14 protein-coding genes are annotated in these 15,099 nt (G+C 64.5%); 6 read left to right on the top strand and 8 right to left on the bottom strand.

Translation table 11 applies throughout. The annotated features are described in order from the left end of the window. Positions 1–132 precede the first annotated feature (132 nt). From LK539_RS12850 to LK539_RS12835, 4 genes are all read right to left on the bottom strand, one after another. Positions 133–1,332, bottom strand: coding sequence for an acetyl-CoA C-acyltransferase (locus LK539_RS12850; RefSeq protein WP_227801317.1), 1,200 nt, complete (start codon positions 1,330–1,332; stop codon positions 133–135). Further along, on the bottom strand, positions 1,325–3,127 hold the full coding sequence (gene aceK / locus LK539_RS12845; RefSeq protein WP_227801316.1) for a bifunctional isocitrate dehydrogenase kinase/phosphatase: 1,803 nt from the start codon (positions 3,125–3,127) through the stop codon (positions 1,325–1,327). Before aceK ends, LK539_RS12850 begins: the two co-directional genes overlap by 8 nt. A 54-nt stretch (positions 3,128–3,181) precedes the next feature. Further along, on the bottom strand, positions 3,182–4,366 hold the full coding sequence (locus tag LK539_RS12840; RefSeq protein ID WP_227801315.1) for an isovaleryl-CoA dehydrogenase: 1,185 nt from the start codon (positions 4,364–4,366) through the stop codon (positions 3,182–3,184). Between the two features lie 118 nt (positions 4,367–4,484). Further along, positions 4,485–4,886 (bottom strand): MerR family DNA-binding transcriptional regulator, encoded by a 402-nt coding sequence (locus LK539_RS12835; protein ID WP_227801314.1) that lies wholly within the window; start codon positions 4,884–4,886, stop codon positions 4,485–4,487. A 138-nt stretch (positions 4,887–5,024) separates the two neighbouring features. Here LK539_RS12835 and LK539_RS12830 point away from each other — a divergent pair, with 138 nt between their 5' ends. The 3 genes from LK539_RS12830 (at position 5,025) to LK539_RS12820 (ending at position 7,038) form a co-directional block, all read left to right on the top strand. Next, positions 5,025–6,077, top strand: coding sequence for an MBL fold metallo-hydrolase (locus LK539_RS12830; RefSeq protein ID WP_227801313.1), 1,053 nt, complete (start codon positions 5,025–5,027; stop codon positions 6,075–6,077). Between the two features lie 250 nt (positions 6,078–6,327). Next, positions 6,328–6,747 (top strand): hypothetical protein, encoded by a 420-nt coding sequence (locus LK539_RS12825; RefSeq protein ID WP_159699706.1) that lies wholly within the window; start codon positions 6,328–6,330, stop codon positions 6,745–6,747. A gap of 117 nt (positions 6,748–6,864) precedes the next feature. Beyond that, positions 6,865–7,038: a hypothetical protein gene (locus LK539_RS12820; protein ID WP_201303300.1), complete on the top strand. Its 174-nt coding sequence runs from the start codon at positions 6,865–6,867 to the stop codon at positions 7,036–7,038. Positions 7,039–7,059: 21 nt separating this feature from the next. On the opposite strand, the gene LK539_RS12815 is transcribed toward LK539_RS12820, so the two are convergent. After that, complete coding sequence (locus LK539_RS12815) at positions 7,060–7,653, bottom strand: UbiX family flavin prenyltransferase (protein WP_227801312.1); 594 nt, start codon at positions 7,651–7,653, stop codon at positions 7,060–7,062. Continuing rightward, positions 7,653–7,970: a Grx4 family monothiol glutaredoxin gene (gene grxD, locus LK539_RS12810; protein WP_227801311.1), complete on the bottom strand. Its 318-nt coding sequence runs from the start codon at positions 7,968–7,970 to the stop codon at positions 7,653–7,655. Before grxD ends, LK539_RS12815 begins: the two co-directional genes overlap by 1 nt. A 151-nt stretch (positions 7,971–8,121) precedes the next feature. Between grxD and LK539_RS12805 the strand changes: the two genes are divergently transcribed. Together LK539_RS12805 and LK539_RS12800 are read left to right on the top strand one after the other, a co-directional pair. Next, the gene (locus LK539_RS12805) at positions 8,122–8,433 is read left to right on the top strand and encodes a hypothetical protein (RefSeq protein WP_227801310.1); all 312 of its coding nucleotides are present in this window, start codon (positions 8,122–8,124) and stop codon (positions 8,431–8,433) included. 85 nt (positions 8,434–8,518) lie between these two features. Further along, the gene (locus LK539_RS12800; protein WP_227801309.1) at positions 8,519–8,809 is read left to right on the top strand and encodes a hypothetical protein; all 291 of its coding nucleotides are present in this window, start codon (positions 8,519–8,521) and stop codon (positions 8,807–8,809) included. Here the strand turns inward: LK539_RS12800 and LK539_RS12795 are convergent. Further along, complete coding sequence (locus tag LK539_RS12795; RefSeq protein ID WP_227801308.1) at positions 8,793–9,248, bottom strand: GNAT family N-acetyltransferase; 456 nt, start codon at positions 9,246–9,248, stop codon at positions 8,793–8,795. The two genes, LK539_RS12800 and LK539_RS12795, sit on opposite strands and share 17 nt — an antisense overlap. Further along, a complete protein-coding gene (locus LK539_RS12790) occupies positions 9,245–11,596 on the bottom strand; it encodes a Tex family protein (RefSeq protein WP_227801307.1) in 2,352 nt (783 codons plus the stop codon). The genes LK539_RS12795 and LK539_RS12790 overlap by 4 nt, the downstream gene beginning before the upstream one ends. A gap of 253 nt (positions 11,597–11,849) precedes the next feature. On the opposite strand from LK539_RS12790, the gene LK539_RS12785 reads away from it, so the two are divergent. Next, positions 11,850–14,975, top strand: coding sequence for a DEAD/DEAH box helicase (locus LK539_RS12785; protein ID WP_227801306.1), 3,126 nt, complete (start codon positions 11,850–11,852; stop codon positions 14,973–14,975). Positions 14,976–15,099 lie beyond the last annotated feature (124 nt).

The raw sequence follows: 15,099 nt of genomic DNA, 5'->3' as shown, positions 1-15,099 counted from the left end.
TGTGATCTGGTCCACTGGACCAGATCACCCCACGCGGTCAACGCAAAGATGCTTGGCCACTCAGTATGCACTGTTTGAACGCGTGGGCGGGAGACCCGCCCACCCTACGACGGCATAACGCCGCCGATCGGCTTAGACCAGTTCGATCGCCATCGCGGTCGCTTCGCCACCGCCGATGCACAGCGAGGCCACGCCGCGCTTGCCGCCGGTGCGCTTCAGCGCGCCCAGCAGGGTGACGATGATACGCGCGCCTGAAGCGCCGATCGGGTGGCCCAGTGCGCAGGCACCGCCGTGGATGTTGACCTTGCTGTGCGGGATGTCGAGGTCGCGCATGGCGGCCATCGGCACTGCGGCGAAGGCTTCGTTGATCTCGAACAGGTCGACGTCGCCTGCCTTCCAGCCGGTCTTCTTGAACAGCTTCTGCATTGCGCCGATCGGGGCGGTGGTGAACAGGTTCGGTTCCTGGGCGTGGGTAGCGTGGCCGAGGACGCGGGCGATCGGGGTCAGGCCCAGTTCCTTGGCCTTCGATTCGCGCATCATCACCAGGGCCGCGGCGCCGTCGTTGATCGACGAGGACGAAGCGGCGGTCACGGTGCCGTCCTTCTTGAATGCGGGCTTCAGGGACGGGATCTTGTCGACCTTGGCCTTCATCGGGCCTTCATCCTTTTCGACCAGCAGTTCGCCGGTGCGGGTGGCGACCGAGACCGGCGCCACTTCCCAGTTGAACCAGCCTTCGTTGTTGGCGCTTTGCGCGCGCTTGACGGACTCGATCGCGAAGTTGTCCTGCTCTTCGCGCGAGAACTGGTAGGTGGCCACGCACTCTTCGGCGAAGGTGCCCATCGAGCGGCCTTCGCCGGTCTTCTCGTTGCGCGAGTAGGCGTCTTCCAGGCCGTCGAGCATCATGTGGTCGAACATCGGCGCGTGGCCGATGCGGTAGCCGCCGCGCGCCTTCGGAATCAGGTAGGGCGCGTTGGTCATCGATTCCATGCCGCCTGCGACGACGATGTCGGCGCTGCCGGCCACCAGCTGGTCATGGGCGAAGATCGCGGCCTGCATGGCCGAGCCACACATCTTCGACAGGGTCACGGCGCCGGTCGACAGCGGCAGGCCGGCCTTGATCAGCGCCTGGCGCGCCGGGGCCTGGCCCTGGCCGGCCATCAGGCAGTTGCCGAAGTAGACGTGCTCGACGCTACCCGCGTCGACGCCGGCGCGCTCCACCGCGGCCTTGATCGCCACCGCGCCGAGGTCGCTCGCCGACTTCGACGAAAAATCGCCCTGGAAGGCGCCCATCGGGGTACGGGCGGCGCCAACGATAACGACTGGATCATTCATTGTTCAGGTTCTCCAAAGTAGAGGGATGTGCGTGGTGGCAGAAACGAATCTGCTGGGGGTAGGGGAACACGTCGTAGACGACGCCTTCCAGAATGCGGTCCTTGTGGGATTGCCAATACGCGCGGGTCAACAGCTCCGCGTGGTGTTTCATAAAGTAGTGCCGGATCGTTCGATTTCCAAGTAGGAAACGGCCGAACTGTTCCGGAAAAACGTCGTGCCTGCCGATTGGGTACCAGGGTTCCGAAGCCATCTCGTCCTCTTCGTTGCGCGCTTCCGGAATGTCGCGGAACTGGCAGTCGGTGAGGTATTCGATCTCGTCGTAATCATAGAACACGACGCGGCCGTGGCGGGTGACGCCAAAATTCTTGTACAGCATGTCGCCCGGGAAGATGTTGGCCGCGACCAGGTCCTTGATCGCATTGCCATATTCGATCACGCCGTGCTCGATGCGTTCCTCGTCGCCCGCGGCTTGGGCGTCGGCCAGGTAGATATTCAGCGGCACCATGCGGCGCTCGATGTAGAGGTGGCGCACGATGATGCGCTCGCCTTCGACCTCGACCAGCGAAGGCGCGAACTCTTTCAGCTCGGCCAGCAGCTCTTCAGAAAAGCGCGCCAGCGGAAAGGCGACGTCCGAATACTCGAGCGTATCGGCCATGCGCCCGACGCGGTCGTGGTGCTTCACCAGCAGGTATTTTTCCTTGACCTGGGCGCGGGTGGTGTCCTTGGGCGGCGGATAGAAATCCTTGATCACCTTGAACACATAGGGGAAGGAAGGCAGCTCGAACACCAGCATCACCAGGCCGCGGATGCCGGGCGCGATGCGGAACAGGTCGGAACTGTGCTTCAGGTGCTGCAGGAAATCGCGGTAGAACAGGGTCTTGCCCTGCTTCTGCAGGCCCAGCACCGTGTAGATCTCGCTGCGCGGCTTGCGCGGCATCAGGCTGCGCAGGAACTGCACATAGGCGGATGGCACTTCCATGTCCACCAAAAAGTAGGCGCGCGTGAAGCTGAACAGCAGGGTGATGTGGTACACCTCAGTCAGCACCGTGTCCAATGCCAGCTTGCCGGTGCCGTCGTGCAGCACCGGGATCACGAAGGGGTAGTCGCGCGGGCCATTGATGGCGCGGCCCACGATGTAGGCGCCCTTGTTGCGGAAGAAGGGGCTGGACAGCACCTGCAGCTGCAGGTTCGGTTCCGCACGCTGTAAGCCGAAGGCCTCGGTCAGGCGCGCCTCGACCAGGGCCACGTCGCGATCGAGGTCGGTGAAGGGCAGGGCGAACTGGAAGTTGGTCACCACCCGGCGCAGGGCAGGGCGCAGGCCGTCGGCGGCCGGGTAATAGACGCGGTAGGTCGGCGCCGGTTCCTCGGTCTCGATGTACTCGGTGGAGATCACCGGGCGCACGAAGATGTAATCGTTATGGTAGTAGCTGCGGTGCAGGATGATGCAGCTGACCGAGTTGAAGAAGGTCTCTGCCAGCTCCGGCTGCTTGTGGCCCGCTAGCTGCCCAATGTAATGCAGCTTGGTTTCGCGCCAGACGCGGTCCGTGAGTTCTTCCGGGTCGTACGCGTCCTGCAGCACGTGGACGCATTCCTGCACCCGCTTGTCGTAGTAATCGATGCGCTCGCGCGCCGCGGCCTGCGCGGTGGCCCAGTCGGCGCCCTCGAAATGGCGCCGCGCTTCCTGGCTGGCCTGGCGGAACAGGCGGTAGTGCTTGTCGAAGCCGTCCAGGATGGTGCGCGCGATGTCGAATGCGATCTGGGAAGACAGCAGTTTGGGGAACGCTCCCTGGGTCATCGTTCGTCTCGCGCGCTATGTAGGATGGGCGGCTTCACCGCCCATTCACCGTGCTTACATCGTTTCGCCGAACAGCTCGCGGCCGATCAGCATGCGGCGGATCTCGCTGGTGCCGGCGCCGATCTCGTACAGCTTGGCGTCGCGCCACAGGCGGCCGACCGGGTATTCGTTGATGTAGCCGTTGCCGCCCAGGGTCTGGATCGCCTCGCCGGCCATCCAGGTTGCCTTCTCGGCGCTGTACAGGATGGCGCCGGCGGCGTCCTTGCGCAGCGCGCGCACCTGTTCCGGGCTGGTAGCGCGGTCGCAAGCCTGGCCGACAGCATAGACGTAGGCGCGGCAAGCCATCATGGTCGAGTACATGTCGGCGATCTTGCCCTGCATGAGCTGGAACTCGCCGATCGCCTGGCCGAACTGCTTGCGCTCGTGGATGTAGGGGACGACCACGTCCATGCAGGCCGACATGATGCCCAGCGGACCGCCGGACAGCACGGTACGTTCGAAGTCCAGGCCCGACATCAGCACGTTCACGCCCTTGCCGACGCCGCCCAGCACGTTCTCGACCGGCACTTCGCAATCCTGGAACACCAGCTCGCCCGTGTGCGAGCCGCGCATGCCCAGCTTGTCGAGCTTCTGGGCGATCGAGAAGCCCTTAAAACCTTTTTCGATCAGGAAGGCGGTCATGCCGCGCGGGCCGGCTTCCAGGTCGGTCTTGGCGTAGACCACCAGGGTGTCGGCGTCCGGGCCGTTGGTGATCCACATCTTGGTGCCGTTCAGGACGTAGCGGTCGCCCTTCAGCTCGGCCTTGAGCTTCATGCTGACGACGTCGGAGCCGGCGTTCGGCTCGGACATGGCCAGCGCGCCCACGTGCTCGCCCGAGATCAGCTTCGGCAGGTACTTGCGCTTCTGCTCTTCGCTGCCGTTGCGCTTGATCTGGTTGACGCACAGGTTCGAGTGGGCGCCGTAGGACAGGCCGACCGAGGCCGAGGCACGCGAGATTTCTTCCATGGCGACGATGTGCGCCAGGTAGCCCATGTTGGCGCCGCCGTATTCCTCGCCGACGGTGATGCCCAGCAGGCCCAGTTCGCCCATCTTTTTCCACAGGTCCATCGGGAACTGGTCGCTGCGGTCGATCTCCGCGGCGCGCGGTGCGATTTCGGCTGCCGCGAACTGTTGTACGGCTTCGCGCAGCGCGGCGATGTCTTCGCCATGGTCAAAGGTCAGGCCTGGGAGATGCAGCATGTCGTCCTCACGGTGAACGGTGGTTGAGCAGAATAGGGTGCATGATACTCGCCTCTTACGTTAACGTAAACGTCAACTAAGGGGCGAAAAAGGCGGGGAGTCGAGCCCATAAAATGGCTCAGGCCGCGTTCTTGGTTTCGGTGCTTTCCGCCAGCAGGCGCCGGCATTCTTCTTCGTGCGCGGAGATTTCTTCCAGCGCCATCTCGATGTCGGCGCGCTGCTGTTCCAGGGTCACGCGCTGGTGGGCCAGCACGCCCAGGAAGCGTTCGATCTGGGCCGCGGTATCGCGCGGCGACTCGTACATGTCGACGATGCTCTTGATTTCCGACAGGGTCAGGCCGAGGCGCTTGCCGCGCAGGGTCAGCTTCAGCCGGGTACGGTCGCGCGGCGTGTAGACGCGGTTGCGGCCGCCCACGCCTTCGCGCTTGGGGCTGAGCAGTCCCTGGTCTTCATAGAAACGGATGGCGCGGGCGGTGATGTCGAATTCGCGGGCCAGTTCGGCGATGGTGTAGGTGACCATGGAAGCTACGGGTAAAAAAGCCTGGGCAAAGGAAGCAAAACGCGACATCGCTTACAATCGATGCCTGCGCATTTCCGTTTACGTTAACGTTAACGGCATTGTAGCGCGACCGCTTGCCGACGAATACGAAAGTTTTCCATGAACCCGCTCGAAGCCCAGCTGCACTATCCATTTGGCGACACCATCCCGGCGCCGGGTATGGTCCATGAGCTGGCGCCGGGCCTGCTGTGGATCCGCATGCCGCTGCCCTTTGCGCTCGACCACATCAACCTGTGGCTGCTGAAGGACGAGGTCGAAGGACGGACGGGCTGGAGCGTGATCGACTGCGGCGCCGGTACCGAGGCCACCCGCGCCGCCTGGGAGCAGGTACTGGCAGAGGGCCTGCAGGGCGCCCCGCTGCTGCGCGTGTTCGCCACCCATTGCCATCCGGACCACGTCGGGCTGTCGGGCTGGCTGAGCGATCGCTTCGAAGCCCCGTTCTGGACCACCGCAGGTGAATTCGCCTTTGCGCGCATGATGGCGGCGGCGCTGCCCGGCGTGGACGGCCCCTCGGCCATTCCGCACTTCGAGCGTCATGGCCTGGTCGATCCGGCCATGCTCGATCAGATGCGCAGCCGCAAGAATTACTATCCGTCGCTGGTGCCGGCCGTGCCGGAAGCCTATACCCGCCTGCAGGATGGCGACACTGTCCAGGTCGGTGCTATCGGCTGGCGCGTGATCACCGGTTTCGGCCACTCGCCCGAACACGCATCTTTATACTCGGAAGAACTGAAGGTCCTGATGTCGGGCGATATGGTGCTGCCGCGCATCTCGACCAATGTCTCGGTGTTCGCGGTCGAGCCGGAAGGAAACCCGCTCGCGCTCTACCTCGACTCGCTGAAAAAGTTCACAAACTTGCCTGAAGACACTCTTGTCCTCCCATCGCACGGGAAACCCTTCCGCGGGCTGCATACGCGCATTGCGCAGCTGCATGATCACCACGCCGCGCGCCTGGCCGAGGTCCTTGCCGCCTGCGTCGAACCGCGCTCCGCGGTCGACATCGTACCCCTGATGTTCCGCCGCCAACTGGACGCCCACCAGCTCAGTTTCGCTCTAGGCGAGGCCCTGGCCCACCTGCACAAGCTGTGGCGCGACGGCATGCTGCGCCGCAGCCGTGGCAGCGACGGCATCATCCGCTTCCAGCTCGCCTGAAGGTTCCTGCACGCGTGGCCATGTTTATTAGCCACGCATAATTGTTGCATTCAATCGTGCAGCAATGTCATACTTTTTCCGATAGGATATATTTTTATCTCCCAAATGGGGTATGGCGCATCGTTTTCGAATTTGTAAAACATGCAAATTCTATTAGATAATCACATCTTTGTTACTTTTTTCAGGGTATGATTGTCCGTTGAGGCTTCTCTGCAGTAAGAAGCCGCCCACATGAATCGATAGCATCACAATGAATTCAACCAATGAACGGGAGAGCTTCAGTGAGCGCCTGCAACAGGCGCTGAAGAATGCCCACTACTCGCCCGATAGCCCGACCCGCCTCGCCAGGGAATTCAACATCCGTTTCGAAGGCCGCCCGATCACCGTCCATGCCGCGCGCAAGTGGCTGGTAGGTGAAGCCATCCCGACCCAGGAAAAGCTGCGCATGATCGCGCAATGGCTGGGCGTACCCGCCGACTGGCTGCGTTTCGGCGGCGCCGAGAACGCGGCCGCCGGCGCCGAGGCGAATGGCGGCGGCGCCCGTTTCGAGTCAGCCGATGTGAAGTTGATTGCAGATTTGCAACGCCTGGATGAGCATCACCGCCAGCTGGCACGCGAGTTCATTCGCATGCTGGTGCGCATGAATCACCAGAAACCAGAGCAAAAATAGTTTCGCATTTGCATTTTTCGTGACCTCCGGAACGCACAAATGGCCGGAGCTGGTTCATAATCAACTTGTGGCGAGCGGATCCGCCGCCACACGGTCACGTCAAGGAGCAGCTGCCGTATGCGAAACAACTACGCCAACACCGCCCAGCTCAAGGAACTGATGACCGCACCGCCGATGACGGCGGCGCGCCATGCTGAAGTGATGCGACAACGCAACGCCAAGCGGCGGATGATCGAGGAAGCGCGCGAGGCGAAGAAGGCCGACGACCCCTTCGACGGCGATAAGCGCTAGTTAAAGCCGACTTAGCCGGACTCAGGTGTCCGGCGTAGTTTTCATGCCGCCCCATCTCGGGGCGTTGGCATTGTCGAGCCCGAGCAGGTCGACCGCTCGGTCGACGGTATGCTCGACCATCTCGTCGATCGTCGCCGGACGATGATAAAAGCTCGGCAGGGGCGGGAACACGATGCCGCCCATTTCCGTCACGGCCGTCATATTGCGCAGGTGCGCCAGGTTGAACGGCGTTTCGCGCACCATCAGCACCAGCCTGCGCCTTTCCTTCAGCATCACATCCGCCGCGCGCGTGACGAGGTTGTCCGACAGCCCATGGGCGACGGCCGCCAGCGTCTTCATCGAACAGGGAGCGATGATCATGCCGTCGGTCTGGAACGAGCCGCTGGCGATCGAGGCGCCGATGTCGCGGTTGCGGTGGACGACGTGGGCCAGCGCTTCGGCATCGCGCCGCTGCAGGCCGAGTTCCTGGTGCAGGGTGAGGGAGGCGGCGTCGGAAATGACCAGGTGGGTCTCGACGCCGGGAGTCGCGTGCAGGCGCCGCAGCAGCTGCACGCCATAGACCGCGCCGGTCGCGCCGGTGATGGCGACGACGATTCGACGCGGACGCCCGGCCATTACTGGCCGTTCTTCAGCAGGGTCTGCAGTTCGCCCGATTCGTACATCTCGTTCATGATGTCCGAGCCGCCGACGAATTCACCGCGCACGTACAGCTGCGGAATGGTCGGCCAGTTCGAGTAATCCTTGATGCCCTGGCGGACTTCGGCGTCTTCCAGCACGTTGACGGTGGCGATGTTGTCGACGCCGCAGGCTTTCAGGATCTGGATGGCGCGGCCCGAGAAGCCGCATTGCGGGAACTGGGCGGTTCCTTTCATGAACAGCACGACCGGGGTGTTGGTCACGGTGTCTTTGATCCAGGTTTGAACGTCGCTCATGTGTTTGCCTTCGGTGAGAATGGATAAGATGCCGACATTTTATAAGAATTCGGCAGGGCAGGTTCGCTTCCCTTCGGACTGTGACAATCGACGCATTTTTGCCAACAAATCCTCGTTATGATGGTTCCGTGCCACTCGAACGGGAGTCATCATGACCGCTTACCGAGGCTTCGCCTCCATGCCTTCCCCCCTGTTGTGGATCATGGCCGCGTTTTTCGTGATTCCCGGCCTGTACGACGTCATCACGGGGATGTTCCACGATACGCTGGAAGACATCCTGCTGAACGTCACCCAGCTGCTGGCCGGCGCCTTCCTGCTGTACTGCGCCGTGCAGGCTTGGCGCGACCGCCGCAGCGAGCTGGCGTCGAACCGCACGACCATGGTCGGCTACGCATGCTTCGGGCTGTTCTGCCTGTGCTTCATGCTGAAGGCAGGGGCGACCGCGGTGCGCGTTTTCGCCTGAGCGCCGCATCAGCCACATACGCTTCCTCGCCCCAGATGGGCCGGACTGGTATGATCGCGCGGATCAACCTCGTCCCCGCACATCCATGGAACAAAAACCGACTCCCCGCACGCCCTCGGCCAACGCCAATTTCGTCATCGCGGCCCTGCTCGGGGTGCCCGGCCTGATCAACTTGGTCGAGGGCCTCCTTGGCCACGGCATCGGCCGGCTCATCTGCGGCATCGCCGCTCTCGCTTATGGACTGTTGCTGGCGCGCGACGGATTCGCGATCAAGAAGACGGGCCGTCCAGCCATGCCGCAGTCGCGCATGCTGGTACTCGGCTTCGTCTTCCTCAGTATCTATATGGTGGGGCTCTACCTCAAGCACGCAGGGTAAGAAGACGGCCGAGGCAGACGGAGATTTCGCTGCCCACGTACTTGCCCCAGGCCGGTGCGTCCGCATAGCCATGGCGGCGATAGAAGTCCACGGCGCGTGCGTTGATGCGGCGCGTGGATAGCCGGATTTCGCGGTATCCCAGCATGTGGGCCTGTTCTTCCAGCGCCGCCAGCAAGGGTGCGCCGGCGCTGCTCCCCGGGCGCGCATACATGCGCTTCAGTTCCGCCACGCCCGGCAGCAGCGGGCGTAGCGCGCCGCAGCCGAGCGGCCTGCCTTGCCCGTCGCGGGCGATCATGAACACCGCCTGCGGGCCGCGTACATCGTCCGGATTGAAGGACGAGGCGCCGCTGTCGCCCGTGATCCCTTGCAGCGCCGCGTCGAGTTCCGCGATCAAGGCCCGCGCGTCCGGGCTGGCCGGGTCGGCAGGCGCGATGTTCACTTCTTCATTTTGGCAAAAGCGGCCGCCATCGCGCCGCCGGCACTCGGCGCCGGACGTTCCTGGCGCTGGTGCTGGGCCAGGCGCTTGCTGTCATTGCGGTCGCCGCGCTGTTCCGGACGCGCGCCCGGCTGCGGCGCACTGTCCGACAGGCGCATGGTCAGCGCGATACGCTTGCGCTTGGCGTCCACTTCCAGCACTTTCACCTTCACCACCTGGCCGGCCTTGACCACGGTGTGCGGATCCTTCACGAAGGTGTTCGACAGCGCCGAGATGTGCACCAGGCCATCCTGGTGCACGCCGATGTCGACAAAGGCCCCGAAGGCCGCGACGTTGGTCACCACGCCCTCCAGGATCATGTCCGGGCGCAGGTCCGAGATCTCTTCCACGCCTTCCTTAAACGTCGCGGTGGTGAACTCCGGACGCGGGTCGCGGCCCGGTTTTTCCAGTTCCTTCAGGATGTCGCTCACGGTCGGCACGCCGAATTTTTCATCAGCGTACTTCGCCGGGTTGAGCGACTTGATGAGCGCACTGTCGCCGATCACCGCCTTCATGTCGCGCCTGATATCAAGCAGGATGCGCTCGACCACCGGATAGGATTCCGGGTGCACCGCCGACGCGTCCAGCGGGTTCTCGCCGTTCATCACACGCAGGAAGCCCGCGGCCTGTTCGAAGGTCTTGTCGCCCAGGCGCGGCACGCTTCTCAAGGCCGCACGCGATGTGAAGGCGCCCTTCATGTCACGGTAGGACACGATGCTCTGCGCCACGCTGGAGGACAGGCCGGAAACGCGCGCCAGCAGCGCGCTTGATGCGGTGTTCACGTCCACGCCCACCGCGTTCACGCAGTCCTCGACCACGGCATCGAGCGAGCGCGCGAGCTGGGTCTGCGACACGTCGTGCTGGTACTGGCCGACGCCGATGCTCTTCGGGTCGATCTTGACGAGTTCCGCCAGCGGGTCCTGCAGGCGGCGCGCAATCGACACCGCGCCGCGCAGCGAGACGTCGAGTTCCGGCAGTTCGCGCGACGCGAATTCGGAGGCCGAGTAGACCGAGGCGCCGGCTTCCGACACGACGATCTTGGTCAGCTTGAGCTCCGGACGCTGTTTGATGAGATCCTGGGCCAGCTTGTCGGTCTCGCGCGAGGCGGTGCCGTTGCCGATCGAGATCAGGGACACCTTGTGCTTCGCCGCCAGCTGGCCGAGCACGTGCAGGGCGCCGTCCCAGTCGTTGCGCGGCTGGTGCGGGTAGACCGTGGCGGTATCGACCACCTTGCCGGTCGGGTCCACCACCGCCACCTTCACGCCGGTGCGCAGGCCCGGGTCCAGGCCCATGGTGGCGCGCGGGCCGGCCGGTGCGGCCAGCAGCAGCGCCTTCAAATTACGGGCAAATACCCCGATCGCATCGAGTTCGGCCTTCTCGCGCAATGCGCCCATCAGCTCGGTCTCGATGTACATGAAGCTCTTCACGCGCCAGGTCCAGCGTGCGGTGTCGAGCAGCCACTTGTCGGCCGGACGGCCGGCGGACTTGATGCCGAAGGCGGCGCAGATGCGGCTCTCGCAGGGGTTGTGCGGGGCGTCCCACTTCGGTTTTTCCGGTTCCGAATCCAGACGCAGGGTCACGTCCAGCACGCCCTCGCGGCGGCCGCGCATCAATGCCAGCGCGCGGTGCGAGGGGATGGTGGACAAGGTCTCGGAATAGTCGAAGTAATCGGCGAACTTCTCGCCTTCGTCCTCTTTTCCGGCCACGACCTTCGATTCGACCACGCCGTGCTCCTGCACGTATTCGCGCAGCGACTGCAGCAGGGCCGCGTCTTCGGCGAAGCGCTCCATCAGGATCTGGCGCGCGCCGTCGAGGGCGGCCTTGGCGTCGGGCACGCCCGGGTTGGCGCCGCCGTCGGCATTGGTAAAGGCTTCGCGCAGGTAGCCTGCGGCCGCCTCGTCCGGGTTCAGGTTCGGGTCGCCGAGCAGGGCGTCGGCCAGCGGCGCCAGGCCAGCCTCGATCGCGATCTGCGCCTTGGTGCGGCGCTTCTGCTTGTAGGGCAGGTACAGGTCCTCGAGACGGGTCTTGTCTTCGGCCAGCGCGATCGACGCCAGCAGCTCCGGCGTCATCTTGTTCTGTTCCGTGATCGACGCGATGATCGCGGCGCGCCGGTCTTCGAGTTCGCGCAGGTAGCGCAGGCGCTCTTCCAGCAGGCGCAGCTGGGTGTCGTCGAGGCCACCGGTGGCTTCCTTGCGGTAGCGCGCGATGAAGGGGACGGTGGCGCCTTCGTCGAGCAGGGCGACGGCGGCTGCTACCTGGGCGGGTTTGGCGGACAGTTCGAGGGCGAGGCGTTGTTCGATGGAGGGCAGCATGGTGCGTGAACCTGGCGATTCAAAAAAGGTCAAGCGAACAATGATACGCAAACGCGGTGGATACACCAGTCTTGACAGCCGCGCGCGAACATGCGAGAACAGACGGCTGTGCGCACGACATGAAGTGAAGATGCGTGCACGCGCTTGGTGCGGGCAAGTTTTGTCCGCTACGTGCGATTCCGAACAAAACGGAAGCGTTCGTATGAAGGATAATGTTCGTTATTGTCGCTTTTAATACAGACACCTGAGGCCCATGCACACAGTCGATGATCATCGCGAGAACGCCAGCGACGCACCCGCAGCAGCACCCGCCGTCGCCCGCGCACCCGCACGCGCTCCCGCCCTGCCCGCACCGGTGGTGAGCTGGCTGCAAAGGGTCGAAGCGGCTGCGCATCCGCAGCCCAAGCTGACCGACGAGGTCGCCGATCCGAAGGCCGTGCAGTACAAGTTTGTCTACGTGATGGCCCCCACCAGCGGCGGACGCCATGTCGCCGTCTGCCTGTGCAAGGCGCGCCTGCGCCCGAACGGCGAGGTCGCCGCCGCCAGCCCGGTGAGCGAAGTGTTCTCGCTGCTGTCGGCGCCACCAGCCTATCTGGAAGGCGACGACGTCGACCTGGTGCGCTTCTTCATCGCGATGCGCAGCGGCTCGGCCCAGGGCACCAGCGCCACCGAACCGAAGGGCAAGGTCGGCGCCATCCTGCTGCAGATGCTGCTCGAGCAGGGCAAGCTACTGTGGGCGAACTCGTGGTCCGACATGGCCAATGGCCTGGTGTATCCGCTGCAGGCCGGCCCGACCCGCCTGGCCAGCCTGGCCTGGCGCGACGAAGGCCGCGTCGCCAAGCTCGGATGGTCGGTGGAACCGGCCAAGGGCGCGACCCACAGCGGCGCCGACCTGATCGACTACATGCTGCCGACCGACCCGCCATGGTATATCGACAACCTGTCGATCGGGCCGCTCGAACTGAACCGCGGCGGCATCGACATCTCGCTGGCCGAACTGCAGGCGCTGGTGGCCCAGGCCCCGACCCTCACCGGCACCGACAAGAAGCGCGTCTCGCAACTGCTGCTGGCGCACGGCCTGCAGCAGCTGATGCCGCTGCCGCAGCCGCTGACCCAGCGCCTGCGCAACGACGTCAAACCGATCCCGCACCTGCTGCTCGATTCGGTGCAGCTGGCCGACGGCGGCAGCTCGCGCTGGCACGACTTCGCGGTGCTGGCCTACGACTACGACGGCCAGCGCGTCTCCTTCGACCCGGCCCAGCGCGTGGTGCGCCAGATCGGCGACGTCACCGAGGTCATCGAGCGCGACCCGAAAGCCGAAGCCGCGGCCCTCAACCGGCTGAACGAGATCGGTTTCCGCAAGCCCGCCACCGCGCCTTTCAACGCGATGGCCGGCGCGCTGGTGCTGGACAGCCAGGCCCACTGGCTGCGCTTCGCCGAGAACGACCTCGACGCCCTGTCCGACGCCGGCTGGCACCTGCAGAAGTCGGCCAAGTACCGCTATGACGTGGTGCCGGTCGAAGACTGGTATGCCGACATCGACGAACCTGAAGAAGCAGGCAATGCCTGGTTCGAGCTGGAACTCGGCATCGTGGTGGCGCGCAAGCGCGTGCCGCTGCTGCCGGTGCTGGTGCAGCTGATCCGCAACGCGCCCGCGGACTTCGATCCCGCGGTGCTGGCCGCGCACGCCGAAGCCGACGAGATGCTGGCCACCCTGCCGGACGGCCTGCGCGTGGCGCTGCCGTGGGGCCGCCTCAAGCCCATCCTGGCGACCCTGGGTGAGCTGTACTTCAACGACAAGATCAAGGCGCGCATGCGCATGTCGACGCTCGACGCGGCGCGCCTGGAAGAACTGGCGCGCGGCCTCGAGCTGCGCTGGACCGGCGGCGAGCGCCTGCGCGAAACCGGCCGCAAGCTGAGCCAGTTCGGCGCGGTCAAGAAGGTCGAACCGCCAAAAGGCCTGCAGGCCACGCTGCGCGACTACCAGCTGGACGGCCTGTCGTGGATGCAGTTCCTGCGCGAGTATGACCTCGGCGGCATCCTGGCCGACGACATGGGCCTCGGCAAGACCGTGCAGACCCTGGCGCACATCCTCACCGAGAAGGAAGCGGGCCGCCTCACCAGCCCGGCCCTGGTGATCGCCCCGACCAGCCTGATGGCCAACTGGCAGGACGAAGCCGCGCGCTTCGCTCCGGACCTGAAGGTGCTGCTCCTGCAGGGCAAGGAGCGCATGGACCTGTTCGACCAGATCGACAGCGCCGATATCGTCCTGACCACCTACGCGCTGCTGCCGCGCGACGAAGAAAAGCTGCGCGAGCACCACTATCACCTGGTGATCCTGGACGAATCGCACTACATCAAGAACACCCGTTCCAAGGCGGCGCAGACGGCCGGCTCGCTGGACGCCAACCACCGCCTGTGCCTGTCCGGCACCCCGCTGGAAAACCACCTCGGCGAGCTGTGGTCGCAGTTCCACTTCCTGCTGCCGGGCCTGCTGGGCGACGAGAAGACCTTCAACAACCAGTTCCGCCACCCGATCGAACGCCAGGACGACACGGTGCGCCGCACCCTGCTGAGCCGCCGCATCAAGCCCTTCCTGCTGCGCCGTACCAAAGACCACGTGGCCAAGGAACTGCCGGAAAAGACCGAGATGGTGCGCCGGATCGAGCTCTCCGGTCCTCAGCGCGACCTCTACGAGACGGTGCGCCTGGCGATGGACAAGAAGGTGCGCGACGAGATCGACCGCAAGGGCGTGGCGCGCAGCCAGATCGTCATCCTGGAAGCACTGCTGAAACTGCGCCAGGTCTGCTGCGATCCGCGCCTGGTCAAGGCCATGCCGGCCAAGAAGAATGCGGCGCCGGTGTCGGCCAAGCTGGCCGACCTGATGCAGATGGTCGAAGACCTGCTGCAGGAAGGCCGCAAGATCCTGGTCTTCTCGCAGTTCACCAGCATGCTGTTCCTGATCGAGGAAGAACTGGCGGCGCGCGGCATCCATTACGCGCTGCTCACCGGCGAGACGCGCGACCGTTCGGCCCAGGTGGCCGCCTTTCAGCAGGGCGCGGTGCCGATCTTCCTGATCAGCCTGAAGGCCGGCGGCGTGGGCCTGAACCTGACCGCGGCCGACACCGTGATCCACTACGACCCATGGTGGAACCCGGCGGCCGAGAACCAGGCCACCGACCGCGCCTGGCGCATCGGCCAGGACAAGCCCGTGTTCGTGTACAAGCTGATCGCCAAAGGTACGCTGGAAGAAAAGATCCAGCAGCTGCAGATGAAGAAGTCGGAGCTGGCGCAGTCGATCCTGTCCGAAGGCGAATCGCAGAAGATGGCGCTGACGCAGGAAGACTTGCAGGCGATCTTCGCGCCGCTGGAAGACTGAGTTGTTTCGTAGGGTGGGCGGGACTTTAGTCCAGTGGACTAAAGTCCCGCCCACGCGGCGATCGGTGACCGCGTGGGCGGCTAAGCCGCCCACCCTACGGGGCCGAAAACAAAAAGGGCGACTG

It is taken from the genome of Massilia sp. IC2-476 (genome assembly GCF_020707295.1).
GTDB lineage: Bacteria > Pseudomonadota > Gammaproteobacteria > Burkholderiales > Burkholderiaceae_D > Telluria.
This window is presented reverse-complemented; position numbering and strand designations above follow the sequence as displayed.

Excerpts from the sequence above, each read along its gene's own strand:
- LK539_RS12830 (WP_227801313.1), top strand. The coding sequence starts at position 5,025 with ATGAACCCGCTCGAAGCCCAGCTGCACTATCCATTTGGCGACACCATC.
- LK539_RS12785 (WP_227801306.1), top strand. The coding sequence starts at position 11,850 with ATGCACACAGTCGATGATCATCGCGAGAACGCCAGCGACGCACCCGCA.
- LK539_RS12820 (WP_201303300.1), top strand. The coding sequence starts at position 6,865 with ATGCGAAACAACTACGCCAACACCGCCCAGCTCAAGGAACTGATGACC.
- LK539_RS12835 (WP_227801314.1), bottom strand. The coding sequence starts at position 4,886 with ATGGTCACCTACACCATCGCCGAACTGGCCCGCGAATTCGACATCACC.
- LK539_RS12800 (WP_227801309.1), top strand. The coding sequence starts at position 8,519 with ATGGAACAAAAACCGACTCCCCGCACGCCCTCGGCCAACGCCAATTTC.
- LK539_RS12805 (WP_227801310.1), top strand. The coding sequence starts at position 8,122 with ATGACCGCTTACCGAGGCTTCGCCTCCATGCCTTCCCCCCTGTTGTGG.
- LK539_RS12840 (WP_227801315.1), bottom strand. The coding sequence starts at position 4,366 with ATGCTGCATCTCCCAGGCCTGACCTTTGACCATGGCGAAGACATCGCC.
- LK539_RS12825 (WP_159699706.1), top strand. The coding sequence starts at position 6,328 with ATGAATTCAACCAATGAACGGGAGAGCTTCAGTGAGCGCCTGCAACAG.
- LK539_RS12850 (WP_227801317.1), bottom strand. The coding sequence starts at position 1,332 with ATGAATGATCCAGTCGTTATCGTTGGCGCCGCCCGTACCCCGATGGGC.
- LK539_RS12790 (WP_227801307.1), bottom strand. The coding sequence starts at position 11,596 with ATGCTGCCCTCCATCGAACAACGCCTCGCCCTCGAACTGTCCGCCAAA.
- aceK (WP_227801316.1), bottom strand. The coding sequence starts at position 3,127 with ATGACCCAGGGAGCGTTCCCCAAACTGCTGTCTTCCCAGATCGCATTC.
- grxD (WP_227801311.1), bottom strand. The coding sequence starts at position 7,970 with ATGAGCGACGTTCAAACCTGGATCAAAGACACCGTGACCAACACCCCG.
- LK539_RS12815 (WP_227801312.1), bottom strand. The coding sequence starts at position 7,653 with ATGGCCGGGCGTCCGCGTCGAATCGTCGTCGCCATCACCGGCGCGACC.